Origin of the sequence: Acinetobacter sp. YH01022 (assembly GCF_013420235.1) — a bacterium.
Taxonomy (GTDB): domain Bacteria; phylum Pseudomonadota; class Gammaproteobacteria; order Pseudomonadales; family Moraxellaceae; genus Acinetobacter.
In genome coordinates this window covers 1-24,033 of sequence record NZ_VOYP01000013.1, presented here as the reverse complement: position 1 = coordinate 24,033, position 24,033 = coordinate 1, and the positions used below count along the sequence as shown (strand labels likewise).

Genomic DNA, 24,033 nt, shown 5'->3' with positions numbered 1-24,033 from the left:
CTCAGGCAAAGTAGCATATTTTCCCGTTATTTTCCTCAGCAACATGTTGCACATTAAAACCAACCCTTACGACCTGCCAAGATACGATCCGCGCAGCGTAGTGTTTCCTGGGTCAAGCCCCACAGCCGGTAATCGCCTGTGATGGAAGCCGTGGAAAAATTATGGGGATAGGAAAAACTTAAACCACGCTCCGGGTCACACCATGCACCAGAACCATTAAAGCCCATATGCCCAAACCCTGAGGATGATTTTCCCAAAGTCAGGATACGGTGATAACCCAATCGCCAATGCATCGGTAGTGGCATAATCCGGTCACGTCGGGTGTACTGAATTTGGCTTAACTGCTTAAAGATTTCAGTGCCTATCAACTGCTGCCCTTGCCACTCCCCGCCATTCGCAAGCATGGCATAAATTCGAGCTAGGCTATTGGCACTAAATACACCTGTTGCCGCAGGAATTATAACTTGTAAACCTTGATCACTAAAAAAGCTGAAATTTTTCATTCCTTTTGGAATCATCGCATCCTGAAAGTCTTGAGGTTTTTGGCCGGATAACTCCAATAATTTATCGAATGGAGATGCTTTGCGTGCCTGTGTAGGTTTTACTTTAGGTTTGGGATTTTGAAGCTTATCTTTTGAAACTTTTTGTTGAGGAATAATCCGGGCAACTTCAGCCAGTTTTTCCTTAGGTACACCAAAATAGGCAGCATCTAATTGTAATGGTGCAACCAGATATTGTTGCATCAGTTCCGCCAGTGTTTTACCTGTGGCTTTTTCCAAAATGCCACCGACTTGCCAGCCAAAGGTTAAGGGCTGATATGCTGCATCTGTCGCCACTGCAAAACGTGGTTTGGCCTGGGCTATAACAGCAAGCATATGCTGCCAATCCGCCATTTCCGAGGCATCAGCAACAAGATTGCGAATATCATATAAACCGCTTTGATGACTCAGCATATGCCTTAAGGTAATTTGATCTTTACCCTGTTGGGCAAATTCAGGCCAGTAAGTTGCTACTGGAATATCATACTCAACAAAACCTTCACTGACTAAAATATGCGCTAAGGTAGATAAAACCCCTTTCCCGGTGGAATAGCAGAGCGACAAGGTATTTGCTTGCCAGCTTTCAGTTTCAGACTTTTTCCCGGTCCAGATATCAACAACTTTTTGACCCTGAAAATAAATCACCAGAGCAGCGCCACCTAACTCTGTCCGTACATCCTGCATCCGGCTGAACTGTCTGGCAAGGTCGATAAAGCGTTCATCGACGTGACCTTGATAATTTGCCGTATTGGCAAAAAGGTAATCTTTTAGTTGCTGCATCCTTCCATCCCTAGAAATCTGTTTTCCATGAGCTTAAAACAAAAAAGCCTAAATCGACAGTGACTTAGGCTTTGGTCTTAAAGTGCTTTGACACTTCCCGTGACATGCGGTTTTTTGTTTTTACCGTTTCGGATGACAAACTCGGTATCTTGTCCTTCCTGAGCAGTCAAGAACTCCACTTTTGAAGGGAGATACATCGGGAGCTTAAACCAGACATCAGCTTCGTAGGCATCTGGCAAAGTTAAGCTGGCCAGTGCTTTCGCTTTGCTCCACATACCATGGGCAATCGCCTGTTTAAAACCGAATGCTTTTGCCGTGATGGCATGGATATGAATCAGGTTAAAGTCACCAGACGTTAAAGCATAACGGCGACCGGTATTTTCAGATACATTCCATTCGGCATTGAGTTCATAGGCTGGCGTTTTATTGTCTACCAGTTTAGGAGTAGCTTTAACACTGGTTTTTTGACGGGCTAAATAGGTAGTTACCCCTTCCATCACCACGTCATTGCCGACTTTCGCCGTGGTCATAAAGTCAAACTGCACGCCCTTATCATGAGGTTGTATATCACCAAACTTGCAGGACAATGTTAATGCTTCATTAGTACCCACTTTGCGGTTTTGTTTAATCTGGTTGCGAATATGTACCAGACCTAAAATTGCAAATGGGAAAGTCTCAGTCGTCATCATATGCATTTGCAGGCTTTGCGATAGCACCGCTAAATAAATGGCTGGAATATAACCATTATTCTTGAAGCCGCACACTTCGTTATAAGCTTTAAGATGCTTTTGATCGACCTTGAATGAATCCACCACATATTCAACTTGCGGCAGCACTTGTTCACCTTTAGGCTTTTTAAAAATCAAGCCTTGAATCACTTTCGGATAGGCTAAATAAGGTTTTGGAAGTTGACTAAAATGGCGAGTATTCATACTGAACCTTTGGAAGTTTTTCTAATTTATTTAATGGAGTTCTCTCTCCCTCTGGGAGAGAGCTAGAGAGAGGGTTAATAATATATCCCCTTATCTCCCTCTCCTAAATCCTCTCCCCAAGGGAGAGGACTTTAATGTGTTAAGCCCCTAACAAGCTTTGACCACACACACGAACCACGTTACCATTTAAACCTGTAGACGCTGAAGATGCAAATAATGCAATTGTTTCAGCAACATCAACCGGTAGACCGCCTTGACTCATTGAGTTCATACGGCGACCTGCTTCACGAATCGCAAATGGAATTGCCGCTGTCATTTGCGTTTCAATGAAGCCCGGTGCTACGGCATTAATGGTTACGCCATTTTTCAAAATAGGTGCCGTAAATTTCACCACACCAATCACGCCCGCTTTAGAAGCAGCATAGTTGGTTTGCCCTAAATTACCCGCAATACCTGAAATTGACGATACGCAAACAATACGACCGTTGCTGTTCAACCCTGCATTTTCAATAAGGTAATCATTGACACGCTCAATTGCAGACAAGTTAATGTTGATCACCAAATCCCAAAGCTCTGGTTTCATATTGGCCAAAGTTTTGTCACGGGTAATTCCTGCATTATGTACGATGATATCAAGACCGCCCTTCGCCGCTGCTGCAGCCTTAATTTTTTCACCGGCATCCGCAGCCGTGATGTCAATTGCTAAAGTTGAACCGCCAATGGCACCCGCAACACGGTCCAGATCCGCCTGCTGTTGGGGAACGTCCAGGCAAATGACATGTGCGCCATCACGTGAAAGTACATGGGCAATTGCTTCACCAATCCCGCGGCTTGCACCAGTGACTACAGCAGTTTTTCCAGCAAGAGGTTTGGCCCAGTCTACATCGACAACTTCAGCTTTAGAAACCCGAATAACTTGACCAGAAACATAAGCAGAACGCGGAGATAATGCAAAACGCACTGTAGATTCAAGGTTTGCTTCAGCACCTTGATCAACATAAATCAGATTTGCCGCTATACCTTTCTTAAACTCTTTACCGACTGATTTTACAAAACCTTCAAGTGCACGTTGGGCAATGGCCTGTTTTAGCGTTTTTGCAGTCTCAGGGCTAATCCCTACAACGATGACACGGCCTGAAGCCTGGATTTGACGCGCAATCGGGTTAAAGAAGTTATAAAGTTCTTTTAGCTGTTCAGAGTTTTGGATACCAGACGCATCAAAAATGACTGCTTTAAATTTAGACTCTTTATCGCCCGGGTGAAAAGCGCCCAGATTTAAACCTGTTTTTGCAGCTGCTTGCTGTAATTCGGAGTTGTTACCTGCGTAGCTATTGGCATGAATATTGGCCAGAACCTGTGCGATTGCACCAGATAATGTACTTGATGATGCAGCACCAAATAACACCGCCCCTTTCACTACAGGTGTCGCAGACTCAAAACGCTCTAAAAAAGTTGGCGATGGCAAGCCTAAATTTTTGATGACAAATTTACCAATAGGAGATTTTGCAAAGGTTTGGTATTGATCAGTCATGTTTATTATCTCTCATACAAATTAATTTTTGATGGTTTTGAAAATATCTTTTTAACTTCAATATGATGTCAGGCACTTATATTTCAATACATCCATCAGTTTCCATAGAATCATACTTGAGTTAAATTATAGATGTCTTGACCTGAATGCTTTGCCTAATGTCATTTTAGTCAATTCAGCTGTTTTTAGATTATGTTAATGTACACGCCAAGAATACTGTAAAATGCTTGGAAAAGCCTGATGAGCAAAACAACTCAAGAAAATCCGGCAGTCGATAATTCTGCTACGGAAACTGTGTCAAAACCATCAAAAAGTACTGCGCGCACAACTAAAACTTCTGGCCCGGCGGCCACGTCAGCAGATGCTGCGCCTAAAACACCCCGTACCCGTTCCACATCGGCACGTAGTAAAACTATAGCTTCAACGACAATAACACCCGAATCTACACCTCAAACGTCTGTTCAACAGGATAACACCATGAGCCAAAACACAGTTCGCCGCGTTGCAATTATCGGTGGTAACCGTATTCCTTTCGCCCGTTCAAACGGTGCTTACTTTACTGCTTCTAACAGCGACATGTTTACTGCAGCATTAAATGGTCTGATTGAGCGTTTTAATTTACAAGGTCAACGTTTAGGCGAAGTCGTTGCCGGCGCAGTTTTAAAACACAGCCGTGACTTTAACATGACCCGTGAGTGCGTGTTAAATACTGAACTTGCTCCAGAAACACCTGCTTACGATATTCAGCAAGCCTGTGGTACAGGCTTGCAAGCAGCATTCCAGATTGCCAACAAAATTGCACTGGGTCAAATTGAAGTCGGTATTGCGGGTGGTGTAGATACGACTTCTGATGCGCCAATTTCTTTCGGTGATGGCTTACGTAAGGCATTGCTTGAACTGAACATTGCGAAAACCGCGAAAGACCGTTTAAAAGCATTAACCAAAATTAATGTTAAAGACTTGATGGATGCCCCTAAAAACGGTGAGCCACGTACCGGTCTTTCTATGGGTGACCATCAGGCGATTACTGCACTTGAATGGGGTATTTCTCGTGAAGCACAGGACGAACTTGCAGCGTCATCTCACCAAAAAATGGCGGCTGCATACGAAGAAGGCTTCTTCGATGACCTGATCACACCATTCATCGGTTTAGAACGTGACAATAACTTACGTGCAGATTCTTCTGTAGAAAAACTTGCAAAACTTAAACCGGCTTTTGGTAAAGGTGATGCACGTACCATGACTGCGGGCAACTCAACTCCACTCACTGATGGTGCATCTTGTGTATTGTTAGCTTCTGAGGAATGGGCTAAAGCCAATGGTCACGAAATTTTAGCTTACTTAACATTCCAGGAAACTGCAGCAGTTGACTTTGTTGAGAAAAAAGAAGGCTTGTTGATGGCACCTGCTTATGCCGTTCCACGTATGCTCGAACGTGCCGGTCTTACCCTGCAAGATTTCGACTACTATGAAATTCATGAAGCATTTGCATCACAGGTTCTTTCTACCCTTAAGGCATGGGAAGACCCAAAATTCTGTAAAGAACGTTTAGGCTTGGATGCTCCACTGGGTTCAATTGACCGTTCCAAGCTTAACGTTAAAGGTTCATCTTTAGCAGCGGGTCACCCATTTGCAGCCACTGGCGGTCGTCTTATCGCAACCGCAGCAAAACTGATTCACCAAAAAGGTTCAGGCCGTGTTTTAGTCTCGATTTGTGCTGCGGGTGGTCAAGGTGTAACAGCAATTATTGAAAAATAATCTGAATCTTTGGTTCAGGAAAGCTCCTCGAGTGAGGGGCTTTTTTATTATCATCTTATTATTTGGCTATTTATATGCTCACTAATATCTTGAATATGCGAAAATACAAATAAGATGAGTGTCTATCAAAAACCATACATCAGCCATGCTTTTTAGATCACAGATTTAAATTAGGCTGTAGATTTCACATGATGACTAATGTTCAATTTAGCTTCAATATAGTCATAACACCACTGGAAAATAAAAGTATAGACCAGAATACACAAAGTCATACTGAGATCAGTCAAAATTGCCTGCCAAATTGACATCTCCAAAGCATAAGCCACCATTGGAATGGTCGCCAGCATCAAACCACCTTCAAAACCAATAGCATGTAAAACACGTACACCGACTGTTCTTTTCAGTTGACGTTTGGCTTCAAAGTTTTCAAAAAAATGATTGAAAGTCATATTCCAAATCACGGAAGTCACGGCCATTGCAACACCTAAGCTACCGGTCACCTCCATAGGCATTTCAAAAATAAAGCTTAATGCAATTGCAATGATCACCAGTAGGATCGTTTCATAGCTTAGCGCATGGATTATCCTTCTTTTTGACATCAACATTTTAAAACTCTTTCATTTGGATGCAGACATTTTATTTTGATAATATTGATTAATCGAATTAGATTCTTTCAAAAGTTTTGATAGATGAATATTAATCAAGAACAACTGATCATATTTAAAACCGTGATTGAAAGCGGCTCATTCTCTGCGGCTGCCAGACAGCTCGGCAAAGTACCTTCGGCAGTTAGTATGTCGATTGCCAATCTGGAAGTTGATCTTAATTTATCCCTCTTCACCCGTGCTGGCCGTGAGCCTGTACCGACCCCACAAGCGCTAACCTTATATGAAAAAACCGAACAGCTCTTAATTGAAATCAATCAATGGAAACAGCAAGCTTTTGCCCTGAGTCAAGGTCTGGAATCTGCTTTAAATATTGTGGTGGTCTCTGAACTGTTGCACACAAAATGGATTGACTATATTTCATTGCTGGAAAAACAGTTTCCAGAACTGCAAATCAATATTTTTTCAGCTCCGCAGGAAGATGCCTTAAAGATGCTGCTCAACCAGACTGCGCAGTTAGCACTCATGTTTGAACGCGAACAGCTGGAAACGCGCGAACAGTTTGTCGAACTCAAGCGTGAGGCTTTGGTGCCGGTTACGGCTATTGATTCCCCCTTGGCCACATTTGAACAGGTGAGCTATGAGCAAATTTTGCAAAGCCGGCAAATTGTAGTGGCAAGTCGCGATCGCAGCATCAAGCCGGAATTGTTATTTTCAAAAAAATACTGGCGTACAGATAACCATTTATCTGCCTGTGCCATGATCCAGCAGGGTCTGGGATGGGGAGTTTTACCTTTAGAAATGCTAAACCAGAATCCGCATATTCAACAACAACTTAAGATTCTTAACTTTTTGGATTTCACTCCAAAATTTGAATATTTTGTTGATCTGGTCTGGAGTCGTGAAAGCCAGCTGGGTGCTGCTGCTCATTTTTTGATTAATCACATCCGAAATTCAAGAAAAAACATAAAATAGACAGGTCTTATACGCGCTTTTTACTTTGGATAACAGGAGATTGTGATATAACAAATAAACGGGAAATAACTTTAAGAACCAGACGACAATGACTCAATCAGCCTTAAATCAATTAAAAAACCTTACTACCATTGTTGCCGACAGTAGCGATTTTTCCGCAATCGAAAAATTTCGCCCTCTTGATGCAACAACAAATCCTTCACTGATTACAGCTGCAGCGAATCAGCCTGAAAATAAAGAACTGATTGAAGCTGCCTTTGAACAGGCGAAATCTGAAGGGTATAGTGGCGATCTTCTGGTTGAACGTACCATCGATATCCTGACAGTCAAGTTTGGTGTGGAAATTCTAAAACTGATTCAAGGACGTGTTTCTACCGAAGTCGATGCAGCACTTTCTTACGATACTGAAGCCACCATTGCCAAAGCCAAAGAACTTCTGGAATTATATAAAACCTATGGGATCGATCAGAACCGTATCCTGATTAAAATCGCTTCCACCTGGGAAGGCATTCAGGCAGCCAAAGCATTAGAAGCTGAAGGCATTCATTGTAACTTGACCCTGTTATTCGGCTTGCATCAGGCTCAAGCCTGTGCGGACGCCAATGTCACCCTGATTTCACCTTTTGTCGGCCGTATTCTGGACTGGTATAAAAAAGCGGAAAATGTCGATCATTATCCAATTGATAAAGACCCGGGTGTACTTTCAGTCAAACAGATTTATCATTTCTACAAGCAGCATTGCATCAAAACAGAAGTAATGGGCGCAAGTTTCCGCAGTATAGATCAGGTACTTGGATTGGCTGGCTGTGATCTGCTTACCGTTTCTCCTAACCTTCTGGCAGAACTGAAACAGGACCAGCGTGAAGTGGTGGCCCAGCTTAGCAACGATCATACTCAGGCCCATTGCCAGCATCAGGTTGAGCCTTTAACCCAAGAAAGCTTTAAAGCTCAGATTGAAAAAGATTTAATGTCTTCTCAACTGTTACAAAGCGGCATTGACGGATTTATTAAAGCGCGTGAACAGTTAAATACCTTACTGCGCCAATCTTTCGGCTTGGATGCTGAAATTAAAGCTTAATTTATTCCTATCTTTCCCTAAAAAAAGCCGATTTTGTTATAGTGAACAGGTCGGCTTTTTTGATGATTTGAGAGTATATTTTGTTCGGCATAACCGATCTTAGCACCTATATTATTGGCACTACCCTAATCGTATTACTACCCGGTCCAAATTCACTGTATGTGATGTCCATCGCTTCACGTTTCGGTATTAAAGCCGGCTATAAAAGTGCTTTTGGTGTCTATACCGGTGACCTGATTTTAATTCTACTGACAGCATTGGGTGCAGCCTCATTACTGCATGCTTTCCCTTGGGTATTTACCTTACTAAAGATTATCGGTGCAATTTACTTAAGTTATTTGGGCATAAAATTGCTGATTGCTGCCTATCACACCTGGAATGTCCTGCACTCCACAACACAAATAGCAACAGTAGAAAAAAATATTGAACAGCTGCAACCCTTTAAAACAGCATTAACCATCAGTATTTTAAACCCCAAAGCCATTTTATTTTATTTGTCCTTTTTTGTGCAGTTTGTCGATCCGGCCTATCCTTATCCGGCCATTACCTTTACTGCACTTGCAGTCATCTTGCAGATCATTAGCATGAGTTATTTAACCATCCTGATTTTTTCCGGTGCAAAACTGGCATCTTATTTTACTTCGCGTTATAAAGTAACGGCCTCATGTGTAGCAGCTGTGGGACTGTTATTTTGTGGTTTCGGGATTAAACTCGCGACCTCAACCCTGTAGTTCTACGGTCTAAAGAAGCAAATTAAACCTGTAAAAAGCCTATAAATTGAGGCAATAATTTCTTTCCGCTTATTAACCACAGGCGTATGATTATTACACTTTTCAAATTTTAACAAATCCAGCACGCAAAGGATGTATGCACAAATTTCTCCAAGACTTTTCCGTTCCTGCGGTATTTGCAGGTTTCATTACCTTTCTGATTGGTATCAGTGTTTCGGCAGTTTTGGTCATTCAAGCTGCACAAATATTAGGGGCTACGCCAGAGCAAATTAGCTCCTGGTTTTGGGCATTAGGTTTAGGGATTGGACTGTCTGGTTTAATTTTGTCCTGGAAATTTAAATATCCAGTTGCCACGTCATGGTCAACTGCTGGACTGGCCCTGATTTTAGCCACTGGCAATGGTTATAGCTTGCACGAAGCCATCGGTGCATTTCTGGTCTGTGGTTTACTCAGTGCCATTTTAGGTTTTTCGGGTATTTTTCAGAAAATTTTATCTTATATTCCACAAAGCTTAACTAGTGCCATGTTGGCAGGTGTGTTACTCAAATTCGGCATTGCCCTGTTTGCCAGCATGCAAAATGACTGGGGCTTTATCATTTCATTGTTAGCAGCGTATGTTCTGTCTAAACGTCTGTCTCCACGTTACAGCATCGTCATTACCGTGATTGCCGGACTTGTGCTCTGTCCAATGTTTATGCAGTTTCATCCTCCAGTTTTACAATGGAGTTTGGCGCAACCGGTATGGATTAGTCCTGAATTTAGCTGGTCCGCCCTTTTGGGTTTGGCCTTGCCATTATTCGTCATTAACATGGCATCACAATATTTACCCGGTATTGCCATGATCAAAAGCTATGGCTATCAGCCCCATGTCAATCAGCTGATTGGCTGGACCGGAGTTACCCAGACCCTGCTGGCTCCATTTGGCTGTTACACGGTCAATATTGCAGCCATTAGTGCAGCCGTCAGTCTGGATGATCAGGTTCATCCTGACCCAGAGAAACGCTATATTGCCGGCATAAGCTGTGGATTTTTCTATATCTTGATGGGGGTTTTCGCGGCGACACTGACCAGTTTGCTGATGTCTTTCCCAGCCATTTTTATTGTTGCTCTGGCCGGCATTGCCTTACTGGGCACCATTAGCCACAACATAGCTATCGCCTTTCAGGATGTCCGCGAACGAGAAGCCGCATTATTGACCTTTTTATTCAGCGCTTCCGGCATTCAGTTTTTTGGGATTGGTTCAGCCTTCTGGGGTTTAATTTTTGGTATTGTCGTATCCATTATATTCAAGTTTAAAGTAGTGCAATCCTGCAAATAATTTTTGCGGTTTATTAATCAGGCTATGGATATTCCTGCACAGGGTAAGCCAGAATCAGGTTTATAATTGTGTGCTTGACATGCAGGATGATAATTTCTTAATCTTCCTGCTAACCCCGCCCGATGAATTTAGAACACACAATCACCAGCAAACTCGATCCCTGTTTGCCAGAATCTTCCATTTTGAGCAAAAAGTGAGTTCTGTTTCTTCTAAAATAATAGCTAAACCCAGTAAGGGATAAGCTAACAAAACAGAATTCTAATCATCTTTTGCTCAATTTACATTAAAGTACTATTTTAAATAATTTAAGGGCTGTCCCATTTTTAGATATGACCTGTCTAAAACGAAGCTACAAAGCTGAATCACTATATTTTTGAATAAACTGGATGGTTTGCTTAAATGTCTGCTGACTGGCCCTTTTACTCATCATAAACTGATATTCATGGACCAAAAACTCTTTAGACTCAGGATAAAAAACTTCGGTTACCGGTATCTTCTGATTAAGCAAAGCACTTACAAAAGGGACAGACTGAGTCCTGGTCAAAAAGTCTTTATTGCCGCCACTAATGAAAACAGGCGGATAATTCGCAGTTAAATATTGAATGGGAGAAATGCTTTTTAAGAAATCTGTATCATCTTTTTTATTGCCGGTATAGGCCTGAACCAGATTAAACACTCCCCATTCAATCAGTTTTAATTCATCTGGAGCCGTTTTGATAAAGGCATTCATATCATAAATACCACAATGCAGGATCAACCCTTTAATTTGCTCACGCTGGATTAACGGTGAAATCGCAGACTTTCGGGCAAAATCAGGATTACTGAGTAAAGCTGCATAATGACTGACTAAATTTGCACCTGCCGAGTCACCCGCCAGATACAGGTGCTGGGCATTAATATGGTAAGTCTCGGCATGCTCGCTAATGAATTTTAGGGCCTGATTAATTTGCAGCAGCTGCTCAGGATAAATCGTTTGCGGAGCAAATTGGTATTCGACTGAAACCACGTTATAGCCTTGATCAGCAAGACGTTTAAAGTAGCCTCGAGCATGTTGTTTAGAACCGGAAATCCAGCCACCGCCATGAATCCAGACCACCGTTGGCCGGTTTCCCAACTCTGCAATATCACGGGGTTGGTAAAGATCCAGATGCAGCACCGGATTTTGCAGATATGCAATATTGGTTTGAGCTAAAACTTCAGGAGCATGCCGATCAATAAACTTTTTTTGAACATTGGTCGAGGCATTAAATACACTGGCAATGACCTTGCTATTGCTTTGTATATTCTGGCAAGCACTACTGGATAGTGCAGCAATGAGGCATACACTTAGACTAAAAGATTTCGAATACACAATTTGCCCTATCAACTTTTCCACAAAATTGAGAAAAATCATCATATTTTGCAGCATTTTAATGACTGTTTAAACATTTAGAAATACAGGCCCAAATGTTGATTTTTAAACTCGGTTTTTGAATGTCACAGTGAATACAGTTATATTTATAATTTGTATATAATTTAATGAATTTTAAAACATTTTTTACAGAGTAAATTGATCAATTCAATACAATGTGCTATGTATAAACAATAGCTACATAATAAATGCTAAGGAATCATGCTTATGTCTTATCAAAATATTTTAGTCCCAGTTGATGGCTCAGAAATTTCTTTCTCTGCAGTTAAAAATGCAGCTCAAATTGCTAAAGCATTTTCCAGTCAGTTAACATTGATCAGCTTGGTTACTGAAGACCCATTTTCTCAAGCAGATTTTTATTATCCATCTCCAATCATGAAAGAATATTTTGTGCAGGCTTATGCCAATGCCGAAAAAGCCTTAGAAAAAGCCAAAGCAATTGCCGCTGAAAATGGTGTCATTGCAACACCTCAAATCATTAAGGGCAATATTTCAGAAGAAGGTATTCTGGAAACTGCGGAAAAATTGAAAACTGACCTGATTGTGATGGGTTCTCACGGTCGTAAAGGTTTTCAAAAATTCCTTCTGGGCAGCTTTGCTCAGGATGTTCTAAAAACCACCAAGCTTCCTGTTTTAGTGGTCAAAGAATAAGTTTTTTAATGAGCCTCTCCATAGATGAAAGGCTCATTTTATCAATTTCGGCAATTGGTAAAATGATCATCATAACTGATTATAAATCTCCATCACACTTATCCATTCAGCAATATTCATAAGGTAATTTCATGACTTATAAACATATTTTGGTTCCAGTAGATGAATCTCCTATTTCTTATGCCGCTGTTGAACAGGCTCTGGCTTTGGCCAAACCTTTAAATTGCCAGGTCACCATTACCAGTGTGATTGCGGTTGATCCTTTTGTTGGAGTTGATTTTTATAAAGTCGCACCGGCAATTACCGATTACTTTATCGAAGCTGAAAAAAATGCACAGTTGAACCTGGCAGAAATCAAGCAATCTTTCATTCGTGATGGCATTGCAGTCGATACCAAAATCGTTCGGGGTGTATCACCTGCTGAAGGTATTATGCAGGTTGCCGATGAAGTGGGTGCCGATCTGATTATTATGGGCTCACATGGTCGTACCGGATTTAAGAAATTAGTGTTGGGAAGTGTGGCCCAAGAAGTCTTGACTCAGTCTCCTATTCCAGTACTGATTATGAAAGTCTAAGCAATAAAAAGTCCCTGCAACACAGGGACTTTTTATTACATAAGTATGTCTATCATTTGCTTCTGCCGCCAGCCATGCACTTGATCTCAAGCTGGTAAACTGAATGGGGCGTATTTGCCAAAGAAACTGTTTTTAATCAGCATTGAAGTAACCTCAACACAGTTTATGTTTTGGAAATATGCTGATGTAAATTTTGCAGGTAAATTTCTGCTTCAAGTTTGCTGGCAAAGTTTTTTTGATAGCTTCCCATCGCCTGAATATTATTCGGTGTATATTCAATCAACACAGCAAAATTTCCGTCAGTCGCATTTTTTGAAACCCGAATTGCAATGATATGCTGAGAATTTAGGTAGAAACCATCTTCAATTTTAACTAACAAAACCAATCTCCAGTCTATTTAGTAAAATGACAGGCTAATGCAATCACAGTCTGTAAATGATAAAAGCTCACCTTAAGATGAGCTTTGACATGGCTATTTTAAGCCATAACAGTGATTTATTCGACACTTTTAAAGTAATTATGCAATATGAATTATGTCTTACTATTCCAGTATTCAACTAAGTTAATCTAAACATAAGCAGCATTTTCAGCCCGTACAATACTTGAAATATCAACAAAAAAGCCTTTTCTCAGTTTGCACCAAGAAAAGGCTTTTCATGATTAATGGATGCTCAGTTAGATACTCAACATACTATTCAAAGTTTCCGATACGTTTTTAGATTTCACTTGTGGCTTTAAGGCTTCCAGTGCATTTTTCACTTCTGTACGTTGTGGCTCTGCCAAGGTGTACCAGCGAGAAAGCACTTGTAATAAGCGTGAACCGACAATCGGGTTTTTCTCGTCCAGATATTTAGCCAGATCAATAAAGTGTTGCACACCAAAACTCCAGGTATTGACTGGATTTGCATTTAAACCGCCACTTACCGAACGAATACGGTTGGGGTTCCCCAAATCATAGTCTGGATGTGAAGTTAAGTATTTGATGGTTTCTGCATTTGCTTTTGGATGCGCTGCCTGAACCAGAAACCATTGATCTAACGACAAGGCTTCATCTTCAAAGCGGCTATAGAAGTCTGCTAAAGCTTCTTTGGCTTGTGGCGCATCATTCCAAACCAAGACTTTAAGTGCACCCAAACGTTCAGACATATTGCCTGTATGATACTGTTCATACGCTAAATCAAAGGCAGAGGCATCACCCTGACGTGCAATCATAGCAAGCATGATGTTTCTGAGGGCACGTACACCCATCGCCTGAGAGAATTCGCCCTGATTATCCGGATCTAAGTCCAGATAAGTCTGTTTACAGAATGCGCCCAATTCACGTGCTAACGTGTCCATTAAAGCATTACGCTGTTCCTGAATTTTAGCAGGTTGATAATCGGTATCGATACGGCTACCCAAATAGCCTTCGGTCGGTACATCAAACAGACGTGAGGCCAAAAGTGGATCTTTTTTAATGACTTCAGGCAAAGTATGTTTCATAGCTTGAATATAAATATCAGCATCATGCTCTTCCAGAAAAATACGTTCCAGCAGGGTTTGAGTGGCCTGCCACTGGTTAAAACCATTGGTTTCATATTGCATCAAGAAGGCCAGTTCTTCATCTGAATAGTTGAATTCAAGATTGACCGGTGCAGAAAAATTACGCAGCAATGACACCACAGGTTTTGCCGTTACGCCACTAAATTCAATGCTTGCCTCATTTTGATCAAATAAATACATGCCATCTTTTACGCCATTTTCAAACAGTGCTTCAGATTGCAAGGTATATTGCTCACCTGTTTCGGCATTAAACAATGCCAAAGCCACAGGAATCGGAACCGCTTTGAGGTTAGGATATTTTGCATTCGTTTTTAAACTTTGTTTAAAGCTTAAGCGATAGGTTTGAGTTGCAGCATCATACTCGCCTGTGGCTTGCAGTTTTGGCGTACCCGGTTGGTTATACCAGATCAGGAATGCCGATAAATCCACGCCTGAACCAGCAGTAAGCGCAGCCACCCAGTTCTCAACGGTTACTGCCTGACCGTCATGACGGTGGAAGTATTCGTCAGTCCCTTGGCGGAATTTTTCCTTACCCAGTAAGGTCGACATCATACGGTTAATTTCCGCACCTTTTTCGTACACCGTCGCCGTATAGAAGTTATTAATTTCGACAAAATGATCTGGACGTGGCGGATGCGATAATGGACCAGAATCTTCAGGGAACTGGTGGGCTTTAAGTACAGCTACATCATCAATACGTTGTACCGCTGCGGACTGTAAATCTTCTGAGAAAGACTGATCACGGAATACCGTCAAGCCTTCTTTCAGGCACAACTGGAACCAGTCACGGCAGGTAATCCGGTTTCCGGTCCAATTATGGAAGTATTCATGGGCAATGACCGACTGTACCCGCATGATGGCAGCATCAGTGGTGTATTCTTCATCGGCAAGCACACAAGACGTATTGAAAATATTCAGACCTTTATTTTCCATGGCACCCATGTTAAAGGCACTGGTTGCCACAATCATGTAATTGTCTAGGTCATAGGGACGACCATAATGTTCCTCATCCCATTGCATCGAATGTTTCAATGCTTCCATGGCAATGTGACATTTTGGAATATCTTTTTCTTCGGCATAAATTTCCAGCGATACATTACGGCCTTCAGAGGTCACATAAGAATCTTTCAGTACCGCCAAATCACCAATCACACAGGCAAACAGATAGCTTGGTTTTTTGGTCGGATCTTGCCAGATAGTATAATGACGACCTTCACCAGCCTCACCAGCTTCCATCAGGTTACCATTGGCTAACAGTACCGGAAATTTTTTATCGGCTTCGACACGGGTAGTAAATACAGACAGGACATCCGGACGGTCTGGATAGAAGGTAATTTTACGGAAACCTTCAGGCTCGTTTTGCGTTACGAATAAATCACCACTGGCCTGATACAAACCTTCAAGCTGGGTATTGCTTTCCGGATGAATGACCACTTCAGTTTCCAGAATGACCTGATCTGGTGCATTGGCAATCACCAATTGTTCTGAATCAAGCGTGTAATCTGCCTCAGTCAGCAACTTGCCGTTTAAAGTAATGGATTTTAATTCCAGATCACGGCCCAGCAGCACCAAATCGCCGGCAGTCTGGCGTTTCATCACCAGGTTTGCATTGACTTGGGTATGATCTGAATAGACTCGAATATCTAAGTTGATTGAATCCACCAAAAAAGAAGGTTTTTGATAGTCTTTTAAATAAACAGTCTGGTCTGCTTCAACCACCGGGTTTGCCGCGATATTCATATAATGTCCTAATCCTGTCGTTCTTAAGCCAAGACGTTGTTGTTGTGAAATGCTTCGATCATACGACAACTTTCGCAATCTGTCTGTGCCATTGATTTAAGTCTTATATGGGCATATTGCTGCCTGTTTTCAATTCAGATTACGCACATTGGTACAATTAATGTCCTCATTGACCACTAAAGATGCATGAGTGCAGTACATGAACCATGTCAATCTTGATATGAACCTCACTTTCCGACATATAACCATCTACGGCGGAAATGATGCTTTCCATATATGTTTGTATAAATTCAATTTTTTCAGATTGACTAAAATGACTTAACCCAAATTGACACTAACTTTCAAGATGACTACATTTTGAGCACGATTTTTGCTTGTATTCATCTGTGTAAAGCGCACTATAAAATTAAAACAAAACGAGAAGAGGTGTATTATGTATTTAAAAGACCATATTGTTCGCGTTGAAAATATCAAAACCATGCAAACGCTTGATGCTGCCGGAATTGATCACAAAGTGATTGCCATGTTTCTAAGCTGTGAAGGTATTCCAATGAAATCAGCGGATATTTGCGCAATTTTAAATAATTACGATGCTCTAGGAAGCAAAAAAGTTCCATCTAAAAAAGTTCAGGCCTTGATTAATGCAAAGCAGCTAGGCGAGGAGGATGAGTCTCTGCCTTGTCCTGCCTCTTATTAACCGAAAACTTACCTTCTGATTCAATCCCATCCTTCTGATGCCCTCTATCCTTTATTGTGGAGATGAAAGATCAGGTCTTCACCTCCACATATTTCAATGTATTGTAAAACTTAGGCTATTTTTTCAGTATCCTACTTTCTGGCCAGCTTGTGCTTAGCGAATTATTTTCCATTCAGTACTATTCCATCACGTCCTGGCAAAAGACAGGTGTATAATCTCTGCAATGATTAACCCGACTTGTGATCGACCCATTCCATGCTTCTTCAAATTCTGCAAAAACAGCTCGATGAAAGTACATCATGTCCTTTATGTCAGGCATCCATGTTCTGGATAGAGGCTGAACAGTACGATCAAGCAATGAATTTTCATGAATGCAGCCACTGTCATCATCGCCTGTTTCAAGATGGACGTGGCAACTGCCACTGTGAAACATGTCTGTCCAAGCGTAAAAAAATGCTGGCTGAAACACGGCTGCAAGAACAGCGTAAGCTGAAGTCCAAAGACAAAGATGCTGTTGAATACCGGCTGGATCAAATCAGTTTTTTAAATAAATTGTTTTTACTCAGTATTCTGGATAATCAGGTTCAGGAACATACTACGCATCATGAATATATAGACTGGGAAAACATTAAATATCATTCCCTTACACCAAATTATCTGTTCCAGAATTATTTGATCAAGCAACTGGTAAAAGAACAGATCCTGATTGCCAAGGATTTTGCATCCGAAGCCCATCATTATTACGTCAATGTCCGTTTGGACGGTTATTCGGAACCGAGTCTGTTCAGTATTACCCAGCAACTGAGAAACTGGTTCTATGAAAATTTAACCTTGGGTGTGCCTTTTAAAAATGCCGATGAAGTCAAAAATACGCTTTATCTGGTGCTGTATCAGGAAATTATTCAGTTCGCCCAGTTTTATTGTCGGACTTGGGGCATTCAAATTGCAGGGAACAACAGCTTTCAGACCTTCTGCTATCGCCTGATGGATTCTCTGGCAGTAGGTCAAATCTACTATTTAGTACAAACTGCTTTAGAATATTTGCATCAGCAAAAAGTACTACAAGCACGCAATGAAAACTTCATTAACACCAATTTGTTAAAGAAAACCTTACAACAATATCGTGAACGTTCCGTAACTGAAAAATGGGAAACCTCCACCCTGCCTCGTCCACACAACATTCCTTTTAGCAAGATGAGCGAAATCCTGTTGTTCCGCTTTCTGGGCTATGATGAAAGTATTTTTTTCCAGCCCATCTGGAAGTTATGGAAAAAAATTGAACCGCGATTAAGTTTTTATTCACAAAAACGCTGTATGTATTGTGGTTCTAATGAACTTACTGTCGATTATGATGCTGAAAATTATGTGACACTCTGCTGTCGAACCTGTAAGCATCAAGACCACTATTTTACCCAATAGAATTTCACCCACTAGATGGTGATTGATATGTCCAGTTTCTCCGACTCTACCCTGTACAATTCAAGGAATAATCCCATGAATCAAACGTCAACATTGGTCGAGCAGATTGTTGAAGCATGGACACAACTGCAAAGCCGGCAGCCTTTGGTGCAATGTATTACTAACAGTGTTGCAGCAAATTATGCAGCCAATGTATTGCTGGCAGCAGGTGCCTCTCCGGCTATGATTGACAATCCATTTGAAGCGGAAAGTTTTACTACGATTGCCGCTGCACTCAGTATTAATCTGGGTACACCCACCCATGAACAGATGCAGGCCATGCAAATTTCTGCACAAACAGCACAGCATACCCATACCCCATGGGTGCTCGACCCAGTAGGTTATGGACCTATTCTAAAATGGCGTTCGGATATGGTAGATAAATTACTGCAATATCATCCCACGGTCATTCGAGGTAATGCTTCAGAAATCAGTACGCTTGCAGGCAACCAGGTAGAATCCAAAGGCGTGGATAGCACTTTGGATAGTGCCGATGTCTATCATCAGGCTAAAGTACTGTTAGCCCATGCTGACTGTATTGCCATTTCTGGTGAATCCGATTTTATTTTGACTAAAGAGCTAGATGTCGTAATTCAGGTCAATGGCGGTTCTTATTTACAGCCCAAAGTCACTGCGACAGGTTGTGCACTGGGTGCATTAATCGCAGCTTATTGCGCTGTTACATCACCAACTATTGCGACGATTGCAGCCCATACCCATTTTGCCATTGCAGGAAAACTGGCCTTCGATCAAGCTCAAACGGTCGGACGTTTTAATGTGGCCTTTATGGATCAAATTCAAAGTTTAAATCCGGATTTAATCCAGCAATATGCGGATCTTAAAATTCTTAGCCTTTAAGTTTAGTCTACATTCCGGTTACTAAGGTTGACCTGGTTCAGATTGTAATGACCGGGTCTGGGCTTATATTCATGCCAGTATCGGTATAAAAAAGTGAATGACGACGGAAATTTAATAGATTTTTCGACCTGTAAATAAATTAAATACCGTTTCCAAAATCGTTGGCAAATCCAATTTGCAGATACAGAGCAAGCCCATGCCATCAAAATAGTCCGGCACATGCTGCATAAAAAAATTGCTATGCGGTGTTGCCTTATTTCTAAGACGTTGAATGTGCTCAGGTGTAGTGCGAGGCATCACATAGGGATAGACAAAAATATCTTCGCGACGTTTATGCACTTCAGATTTACGCTGCTGAATCATCTGTAGAACTTTTAAATATTGTTGGGGAATTTCTTTGCATCTACGTGGAAAGAAATTCTGTGAGCGAGACGCAAAATAAGTATAAATTTTAGGCTGTATGATGGTCGGTACAAACCATAATGGAATGGAAGGATGTCGAATTCGCTGATTGATTGCCACTCGGATTGCGGTTTTAAGTGTTCTGTTACCTTTACGATAAGCGGGTAAAATACTCGCCCGGTAACTCACCACAAAGATAGGCTGTCCCTCTAGAGAAAGCTTAAGCACAGGAATAATATTTTGTCCGACCAGTGTGTCCTTATGGTAATAATGAACGACCAGAACTGAAACAGCATCCTGATCATAGACAAAATTATAAATTTCTTCTTCGCAAGAATCCGGAAAAATGTGCTGATCAAACTCACAGACCAGTTTAAAAAAACGATGCTTTTCTTCAGATGCAAGTTTTGCAAAATCGAAAATCGTTTCTGTAATACGCATCAAATTGATCCAATTTTTTGATATATTAATTATTCCTGATTCCAATCTACTTAAATATCACTAGAAATAGGGATTTAAACTCAATTCATCCATTTTTTATCTTGTTGCAGTATTTCAGGAAATTTTTTGTATAAAAATACGGCAAAGCACAATAAAAAAGCCCAACAGATCGAGTCTATTAGGCTTTTTCAATAGGGAAAAAGAGGGATTAAAAGATATAAATCTCGAGTTTAAATCCTGAATCACCTTCTTTACCAAACTCTACCCAAGCATATTCTCTAAGGATAGGTAATGAGTACGGACTTAATCCGGTTATCTTCCAGTTCAGTCACTTCAAAGTGAATACCGTGATATTCCAGTTGCGCCCCAAGACTGACTTTGCCATGAGTTTTCTCTAAAATCAGACCGGCAAGACTGATATAACCAGCCTCGTCTTCAACTAAATCCAGCATGCCCAGCTCCAGTTCAAGCTGATACACATCAAGCATACCAGAGGCTTTCCAAGTATGATCATCAATTTTTACCAAGTCGAGCTGCTCATCAGCATCCGGGAATTCACCTGCAATCGCCTCAAATACATCCAGAGGAGAAATCAAACCTTGCACATTTCCAAACTCGTCACTCACCAATACCAATGAACCTTTCGAGCTACGCAAGGTATTAATGGCATCAATCACTTTCATTTTTTCAAAAATATAAATCGGACGATGGCGTTTGATTAAAGCCCTGAGCTGTTCTGGCTCTTCAATGACATCAAGGAGTTCTTTGGCACGAACCACACTCAATACTTTATCCAGGCTACCACGACAAACTGGAAACAAGCTATGCGGTACAGCAAGTACCTGTTCACGAATCTGTTCAGCACTGTCATCCAAATTCACCCAGGAAATCTGGCTGCGCGGAGTCATGATCGAAGCAACTGACCTTTCTGCCAGGGTTAATACCCCACCAATCATATAACGCTCTTCATCAGCAAATGCTTCTTGCGCTTCAAAGTGCTGAGCACTGTTAGTGACCGTTTCCATTTTGCCGCCCATCATTTTCAAGATGGAATCTGCAGTACGGTGACGTAATGGAATTTTAGATTCATGTTTGGCTACATTACGTTGACCAAACTGGTTAAATGCTTCAATTGCAATGGCAACACCAATACCTGAATAAATATAACCTTTCGGAATATGGAAACCAAAACCTTCTGCAATTAGGCTAATACCAATCAGCAACAAGAAACTTAAGCACAGAATCACGACAGTCGGATGTCGGTTTACAAAAGCAGTTAACGATTTAGAAGCCAGTAACATCACAGCCATGGCAACAATCATGGCCACCATCATCACATAGATGTTGTCGACCATGCCAATTGCGGTAATCACCGAATCTAGAGAGAATACCGCGTCTAGCACTACAATTTGTGCAACAACTGCGGTAAAACTTGCATAAACAATATTGGTGGTAACTTTAACTTCAGGCTTGCCCTCAATTTTTTCATGCAGTTCAGTCACAGCTTTATAGACCAGGAATAAACCACCGAATAAAAGAATAAGATCTCGCCCTGAGAATGTCCAATCAAAGACGGTAATAAGCGGTTTGGTCAAAGTGACTAACCAAGAGATAGCAAACAATAAGCCCAAGCGCATGAATAAAGCTAGGGAAAGACCTACTACACGTGCTTTATCACGTTGTTCTGGAGGAAGTTTTTCGGCCAAAATGGCAATAAATACTAGGTTATCAATACCTAAAACAATTTCTAAAACAATAAGGGTAAGCAAACCAACCCAAATTCCCGGATCTAATAAAAACTCCATTAGTTTATATCTCCGTTTGCAAGAATTTGGTTAAAAAAAATTTAAACCGGCACGGCGACGGATCCATATAAGTGACCTTTTCAACAATAGATAAATTTATTATGCACAATCTATTAAATTTGTAATCAAATTTTTGTATTTTGAGCAGTTTCATCTTAGCCTGCCATGCAATTTAGCTTACTTTTGACGCTTTTATTTCGACCTTATCCGATTTTTAGATTAAGAAAATTAAGATTGATCCTTCAATGAATAAATTATTCAAAAAATATTATTAAACAATTATTTATTTAAAGACTTATTTAGAGGATTTACTTGTATACACGACACGGGATTGACTTATTGTATGTACAATCCCAATGTCGAAAATATTTTATTAACAAGACCAGTTTCCCAACCTTTTTCATTCGAATCAAGGATGATCAAGATTATTGAATTGAATAAATGATAGCTAAACTTAAGATAGGCAAGCTTCTAATTCTATTATTAAAATTTACAGGATGATGTGCAATACCTCATAAATAAGATCATGTTCAGGCATACTGCCCAAAAGTTTGAAATGCTTAAGCCTGCCACAGCCTGCCACTTTACAATACAACATCCCCAGAACAACGTTATCTTCAGAACATATCAAAATCCTGAAATCCTCGTACACGTATTGAATTTCGTTCAAAATATTGTCGGATTTCATCAAGACCAAGACAGCTATGCCCTCTCTTTTCTAACCCTTATGCTCAATTTTAATTCTTTTTGTAAGGAAATTTATAAATATAAGTTTCCTTATTGCAATATAAAAAACTTGAGATATATTAATAACAATAAAAATAATGTGCGTTGTTAGGCAAAATTGGATTTAAATAAGACGCTTTTCAACAAATTAAATACAACAATCTTAGGGAGGCTTTTCTCCATGACTAAAAAGTACAGTAAATTTTTACCTTCTATTGCAGAAGATTTCTCTCTGGAAAATTTTCCTTATTATTGGGTCACTCAAGTGCATGCCCAATATATACAAAATGTAGATCACGCTTTGAAAAAATACGGACTGGACAATTCACGTCGCCGTATTTTACTGTCACTAAAATCCAAACCTCATGCCAGCGTCTCAGACCTCTCCGAAATGGTCATTTCCAAAATGTCGACCACCACCAAAATCGTCTATCGCTTAAAAGATGAAGGACTGGTTGAAACCTATTCATGTGAAGATGATGCCCGGATTACCCGAGTTGTCCTAACCGAGAAAGGACAACAAATGACACATAAGATTAATGACCTGACCAATGTGGTTTTGGAACAATCTTTTGAAGGTCTGACTCCCCTACAAATTGAAAAAATGATGGAAAGTTTAAAATATATTTTTAAAAATTTAGCCCATTAAGTCGGGTTAAATTCGAAAGTAAACAAATGATTTTTAAGTTTTACTTTACAATATTTTAAAAGATATCGTTTTCACTTTAAATTTATTAAAAATAAGTTACAATAATAAAATACAATTACAACAATTATTATTGGGAAGAGTATAGATGACAAAAAAATACAGTAAGTTTTTACCATCTACAGATAATTTTGAGCTGGAAAATTTTCCATATTACTGGGTTAGTCAAGTGCATGCTCAATACGTACAAAATGTTGATCATGCACTGAAAAAATATGGTCTGGACAATTCACGTCGCCGTATCTTGCTCGCTTTAAAATCCAAACCTCGTGCCAGCGTGTCAGATCTATCCGAAATGGTGGTGTCTAAAATGTCAACCACCACCAAAATTGTCTATCGTTTAAAAGATGAAGGACTGGTTGAAACCTATTCATGTGAAGATGACGCCCGGATTACCCGAGTTATCCTAACCGAGAAAGGACAACAAATGGCTCAGAAAATTAATGACCTGACCAATGTGGTTTTGGAACAATCATTCGATGGTTTAACCCCTTTACAAATTGAAAAAATGATGGAAAGCCTGCAACATATTTTTAAAAATTTATCACGATAATGTAATAGAGCTGTAAATTTAAAATTTCGGTTTAATACTGAATTTTTCTTTTGGACTTTACAGATAATATACAATTCATGCATTTTTTACATTTCGCAGATTCAAATCCCAAGTGCGACACATTTGTAGTTAGTTGAAAAAGTTAGGTGTATTCGTAGAATCATTGGACTTTTTCAACTCGCAATTGGAAAGCACACAATGAAGAAATACACCCAACTTTC

General features: G+C 40.5%; 21 protein-coding genes. 12 read left to right on the top strand and 9 right to left on the bottom strand.

The genetic code is table 11. The features are described from left to right. Window positions 1–53 precede the first annotated feature (53 nt). From FTT87_RS06495 to FTT87_RS06485, 3 genes are all read right to left on the bottom strand, one after another. Window positions 54–1,319 (bottom strand): serine hydrolase, encoded by a 1,266-nt coding sequence (locus FTT87_RS06495; RefSeq protein ID WP_180174562.1) that lies wholly within the window; start codon window positions 1,317–1,319, stop codon window positions 54–56. 77 nt (window positions 1,320–1,396) lie between these two features. Beyond that, window positions 1,397–2,251 (bottom strand): MaoC/PaaZ C-terminal domain-containing protein, encoded by an 855-nt coding sequence (locus FTT87_RS06490; protein ID WP_180174561.1) that lies wholly within the window; start codon window positions 2,249–2,251, stop codon window positions 1,397–1,399. 139 nt (window positions 2,252–2,390) lie between these two features. Further along, on the bottom strand, window positions 2,391–3,782 hold the full coding sequence (locus FTT87_RS06485; RefSeq protein ID WP_180080276.1) for a 3-oxoacyl-ACP reductase: 1,392 nt from the start codon (window positions 3,780–3,782) through the stop codon (window positions 2,391–2,393). Window positions 3,783–4,022: 240 nt separating this feature from the next. Between FTT87_RS06485 and FTT87_RS06480 the strand changes: the two genes are divergently transcribed. Continuing rightward, window positions 4,023–5,540: an acetyl-CoA C-acetyltransferase gene (locus FTT87_RS06480; protein ID WP_180080280.1), complete on the top strand. Its 1,518-nt coding sequence runs from the start codon at window positions 4,023–4,025 to the stop codon at window positions 5,538–5,540. Window positions 5,541–5,710: 170 nt separating this feature from the next. Here the strand turns inward: FTT87_RS06480 and aceI are convergent, their stop codons facing one another. Next, window positions 5,711–6,145, bottom strand: coding sequence for a chlorhexidine efflux PACE transporter AceI (aceI, locus tag FTT87_RS06475; RefSeq protein ID WP_180080284.1), 435 nt, complete (start codon window positions 6,143–6,145; stop codon window positions 5,711–5,713). Window positions 6,146–6,229: 84 nt separating this feature from the next. Between aceI and FTT87_RS06470 the strand changes: the two genes are divergently transcribed. The 4 genes from FTT87_RS06470 (at window position 6,230) to FTT87_RS06455 (ending at window position 10,247) form a co-directional block, all read left to right on the top strand. Beyond that, entirely contained in the window at window positions 6,230–7,120 is an 891-nt protein-coding gene (locus tag FTT87_RS06470) for a LysR family transcriptional regulator (RefSeq protein WP_180080287.1), read from the top strand. A gap of 88 nt (window positions 7,121–7,208) precedes the next feature. Beyond that, a complete protein-coding gene (gene tal, locus FTT87_RS06465) occupies window positions 7,209–8,198 on the top strand; it encodes a transaldolase (protein WP_180080290.1) in 990 nt (329 codons plus the stop codon). A gap of 80 nt (window positions 8,199–8,278) precedes the next feature. After that, a complete protein-coding gene (gene leuE / locus FTT87_RS06460) occupies window positions 8,279–8,929 on the top strand; it encodes a leucine efflux protein LeuE (protein ID WP_180042962.1) in 651 nt (216 codons plus the stop codon). 136 nt (window positions 8,930–9,065) lie between these two features. Further along, window positions 9,066–10,247 (top strand): benzoate/H(+) symporter BenE family transporter, encoded by a 1,182-nt coding sequence (locus tag FTT87_RS06455; protein ID WP_180042961.1) that lies wholly within the window; start codon window positions 9,066–9,068, stop codon window positions 10,245–10,247. Between the two features lie 349 nt (window positions 10,248–10,596). Here FTT87_RS06455 and FTT87_RS06450 read toward each other — a convergent pair whose 3' ends face one another. After that, on the bottom strand, window positions 10,597–11,598 hold the full coding sequence (locus FTT87_RS06450) for an alpha/beta hydrolase (RefSeq protein ID WP_373423501.1): 1,002 nt from the start codon (window positions 11,596–11,598) through the stop codon (window positions 10,597–10,599). 267 nt (window positions 11,599–11,865) lie between these two features. Here FTT87_RS06450 and FTT87_RS06445 point away from each other — a divergent pair, with 267 nt between their 5' ends. Together FTT87_RS06445 and FTT87_RS06440 are read left to right on the top strand one after the other, a co-directional pair. Beyond that, entirely contained in the window at window positions 11,866–12,309 is a 444-nt protein-coding gene (locus tag FTT87_RS06445; RefSeq protein ID WP_166168925.1) for a universal stress protein, read from the top strand. Between the two features lie 131 nt (window positions 12,310–12,440). Next, window positions 12,441–12,884: a universal stress protein gene (locus FTT87_RS06440; RefSeq protein ID WP_131274561.1), complete on the top strand. Its 444-nt coding sequence runs from the start codon at window positions 12,441–12,443 to the stop codon at window positions 12,882–12,884. 163 nt (window positions 12,885–13,047) lie between these two features. Here the strand turns inward: FTT87_RS06440 and FTT87_RS06435 are convergent, their stop codons facing one another. Both FTT87_RS06435 and pepN read right to left on the bottom strand, forming a co-directional pair. Then, window positions 13,048–13,263, bottom strand: a complete 216-nt coding sequence (locus tag FTT87_RS06435) for a hypothetical protein (RefSeq protein ID WP_180042960.1) — start codon at window positions 13,261–13,263, stop codon at window positions 13,048–13,050. A 296-nt stretch (window positions 13,264–13,559) separates the two neighbouring features. Further along, window positions 13,560–16,166, bottom strand: coding sequence for an aminopeptidase N (pepN, locus tag FTT87_RS06430; RefSeq protein ID WP_180174560.1), 2,607 nt, complete (start codon window positions 16,164–16,166; stop codon window positions 13,560–13,562). Window positions 16,167–16,599: 433 nt separating this feature from the next. Here pepN and FTT87_RS06425 point away from each other — a divergent pair, with 433 nt between their 5' ends. The 3 genes from FTT87_RS06425 to thiM all read left to right on the top strand — a co-directional run bounded on the left by FTT87_RS06425 (window position 16,600) and on the right by thiM (window position 19,179). Next, window positions 16,600–16,863 (top strand): hypothetical protein, encoded by a 264-nt coding sequence (locus tag FTT87_RS06425; protein WP_180042958.1) that lies wholly within the window; start codon window positions 16,600–16,602, stop codon window positions 16,861–16,863. Window positions 16,864–17,118: 255 nt separating this feature from the next. Next, window positions 17,119–18,282: a hypothetical protein gene (locus FTT87_RS06420; protein ID WP_086195452.1), complete on the top strand. Its 1,164-nt coding sequence runs from the start codon at window positions 17,119–17,121 to the stop codon at window positions 18,280–18,282. Between the two features lie 75 nt (window positions 18,283–18,357). Continuing rightward, window positions 18,358–19,179: a hydroxyethylthiazole kinase gene (thiM, locus tag FTT87_RS06415; RefSeq protein ID WP_086195453.1), complete on the top strand. Its 822-nt coding sequence runs from the start codon at window positions 18,358–18,360 to the stop codon at window positions 19,177–19,179. A gap of 111 nt (window positions 19,180–19,290) precedes the next feature. Here the strand turns inward: thiM and FTT87_RS06410 are convergent, their stop codons facing one another. Both FTT87_RS06410 and FTT87_RS06405 read right to left on the bottom strand, forming a co-directional pair. Then, window positions 19,291–20,022: a hypothetical protein gene (locus tag FTT87_RS06410; protein WP_086195454.1), complete on the bottom strand. Its 732-nt coding sequence runs from the start codon at window positions 20,020–20,022 to the stop codon at window positions 19,291–19,293. Between the two features lie 278 nt (window positions 20,023–20,300). Next, window positions 20,301–21,827 carry a transporter associated domain-containing protein gene (locus FTT87_RS06405; protein ID WP_180042956.1) on the bottom strand — a complete coding sequence of 509 codons (1,527 nt, stop codon included), beginning with the start codon at window positions 21,825–21,827 and terminating at the stop codon, window positions 20,301–20,303. 907 nt (window positions 21,828–22,734) lie between these two features. Here FTT87_RS06405 and FTT87_RS06400 point away from each other — a divergent pair. Next, window positions 22,735–23,202, top strand: coding sequence for a MarR family winged helix-turn-helix transcriptional regulator (locus tag FTT87_RS06400; protein WP_180042955.1), 468 nt, complete (start codon window positions 22,735–22,737; stop codon window positions 23,200–23,202). Between the two features lie 145 nt (window positions 23,203–23,347). Then, entirely contained in the window at window positions 23,348–23,812 is a 465-nt protein-coding gene (locus FTT87_RS06395; RefSeq protein WP_166168911.1) for a MarR family winged helix-turn-helix transcriptional regulator, read from the top strand. Window positions 23,813–24,033 lie beyond the last annotated feature (221 nt).

Excerpts from the sequence above, each read along its gene's own strand:
- FTT87_RS06495 (WP_180174562.1), bottom strand. The coding sequence starts at position 1,319 with ATGCAGCAACTAAAAGATTACCTTTTTGCCAATACGGCAAATTATCAA.
- FTT87_RS06490 (WP_180174561.1), bottom strand. The coding sequence starts at position 2,251 with ATGAATACTCGCCATTTTAGTCAACTTCCAAAACCTTATTTAGCCTAT.
- FTT87_RS06485 (WP_180080276.1), bottom strand. The coding sequence starts at position 3,782 with ATGACTGATCAATACCAAACCTTTGCAAAATCTCCTATTGGTAAATTT.
- FTT87_RS06480 (WP_180080280.1), top strand. The coding sequence starts at position 4,023 with ATGAGCAAAACAACTCAAGAAAATCCGGCAGTCGATAATTCTGCTACG.
- aceI (WP_180080284.1), bottom strand. The coding sequence starts at position 6,145 with ATGTTGATGTCAAAAAGAAGGATAATCCATGCGCTAAGCTATGAAACG.
- FTT87_RS06470 (WP_180080287.1), top strand. The coding sequence starts at position 6,230 with ATGAATATTAATCAAGAACAACTGATCATATTTAAAACCGTGATTGAA.
- tal (WP_180080290.1), top strand. The coding sequence starts at position 7,209 with ATGACTCAATCAGCCTTAAATCAATTAAAAAACCTTACTACCATTGTT.
- FTT87_RS06455 (WP_180042961.1), top strand. The coding sequence starts at position 9,066 with ATGCACAAATTTCTCCAAGACTTTTCCGTTCCTGCGGTATTTGCAGGT.
- FTT87_RS06445 (WP_166168925.1), top strand. The coding sequence starts at position 11,866 with ATGTCTTATCAAAATATTTTAGTCCCAGTTGATGGCTCAGAAATTTCT.
- FTT87_RS06440 (WP_131274561.1), top strand. The coding sequence starts at position 12,441 with ATGACTTATAAACATATTTTGGTTCCAGTAGATGAATCTCCTATTTCT.
- pepN (WP_180174560.1), bottom strand. The coding sequence starts at position 16,166 with ATGAATATCGCGGCAAACCCGGTGGTTGAAGCAGACCAGACTGTTTAT.
- FTT87_RS06425 (WP_180042958.1), top strand. The coding sequence starts at position 16,600 with ATGTATTTAAAAGACCATATTGTTCGCGTTGAAAATATCAAAACCATG.
- FTT87_RS06420 (WP_086195452.1), top strand. The coding sequence starts at position 17,119 with ATGCTTCTTCAAATTCTGCAAAAACAGCTCGATGAAAGTACATCATGT.
- thiM (WP_086195453.1), top strand. The coding sequence starts at position 18,358 with ATGAATCAAACGTCAACATTGGTCGAGCAGATTGTTGAAGCATGGACA.
- FTT87_RS06410 (WP_086195454.1), bottom strand. The coding sequence starts at position 20,022 with ATGCGTATTACAGAAACGATTTTCGATTTTGCAAAACTTGCATCTGAA.
- FTT87_RS06405 (WP_180042956.1), bottom strand. The coding sequence starts at position 21,827 with ATGGAGTTTTTATTAGATCCGGGAATTTGGGTTGGTTTGCTTACCCTT.
- FTT87_RS06400 (WP_180042955.1), top strand. The coding sequence starts at position 22,735 with ATGACTAAAAAGTACAGTAAATTTTTACCTTCTATTGCAGAAGATTTC.
- FTT87_RS06395 (WP_166168911.1), top strand. The coding sequence starts at position 23,348 with ATGACAAAAAAATACAGTAAGTTTTTACCATCTACAGATAATTTTGAG.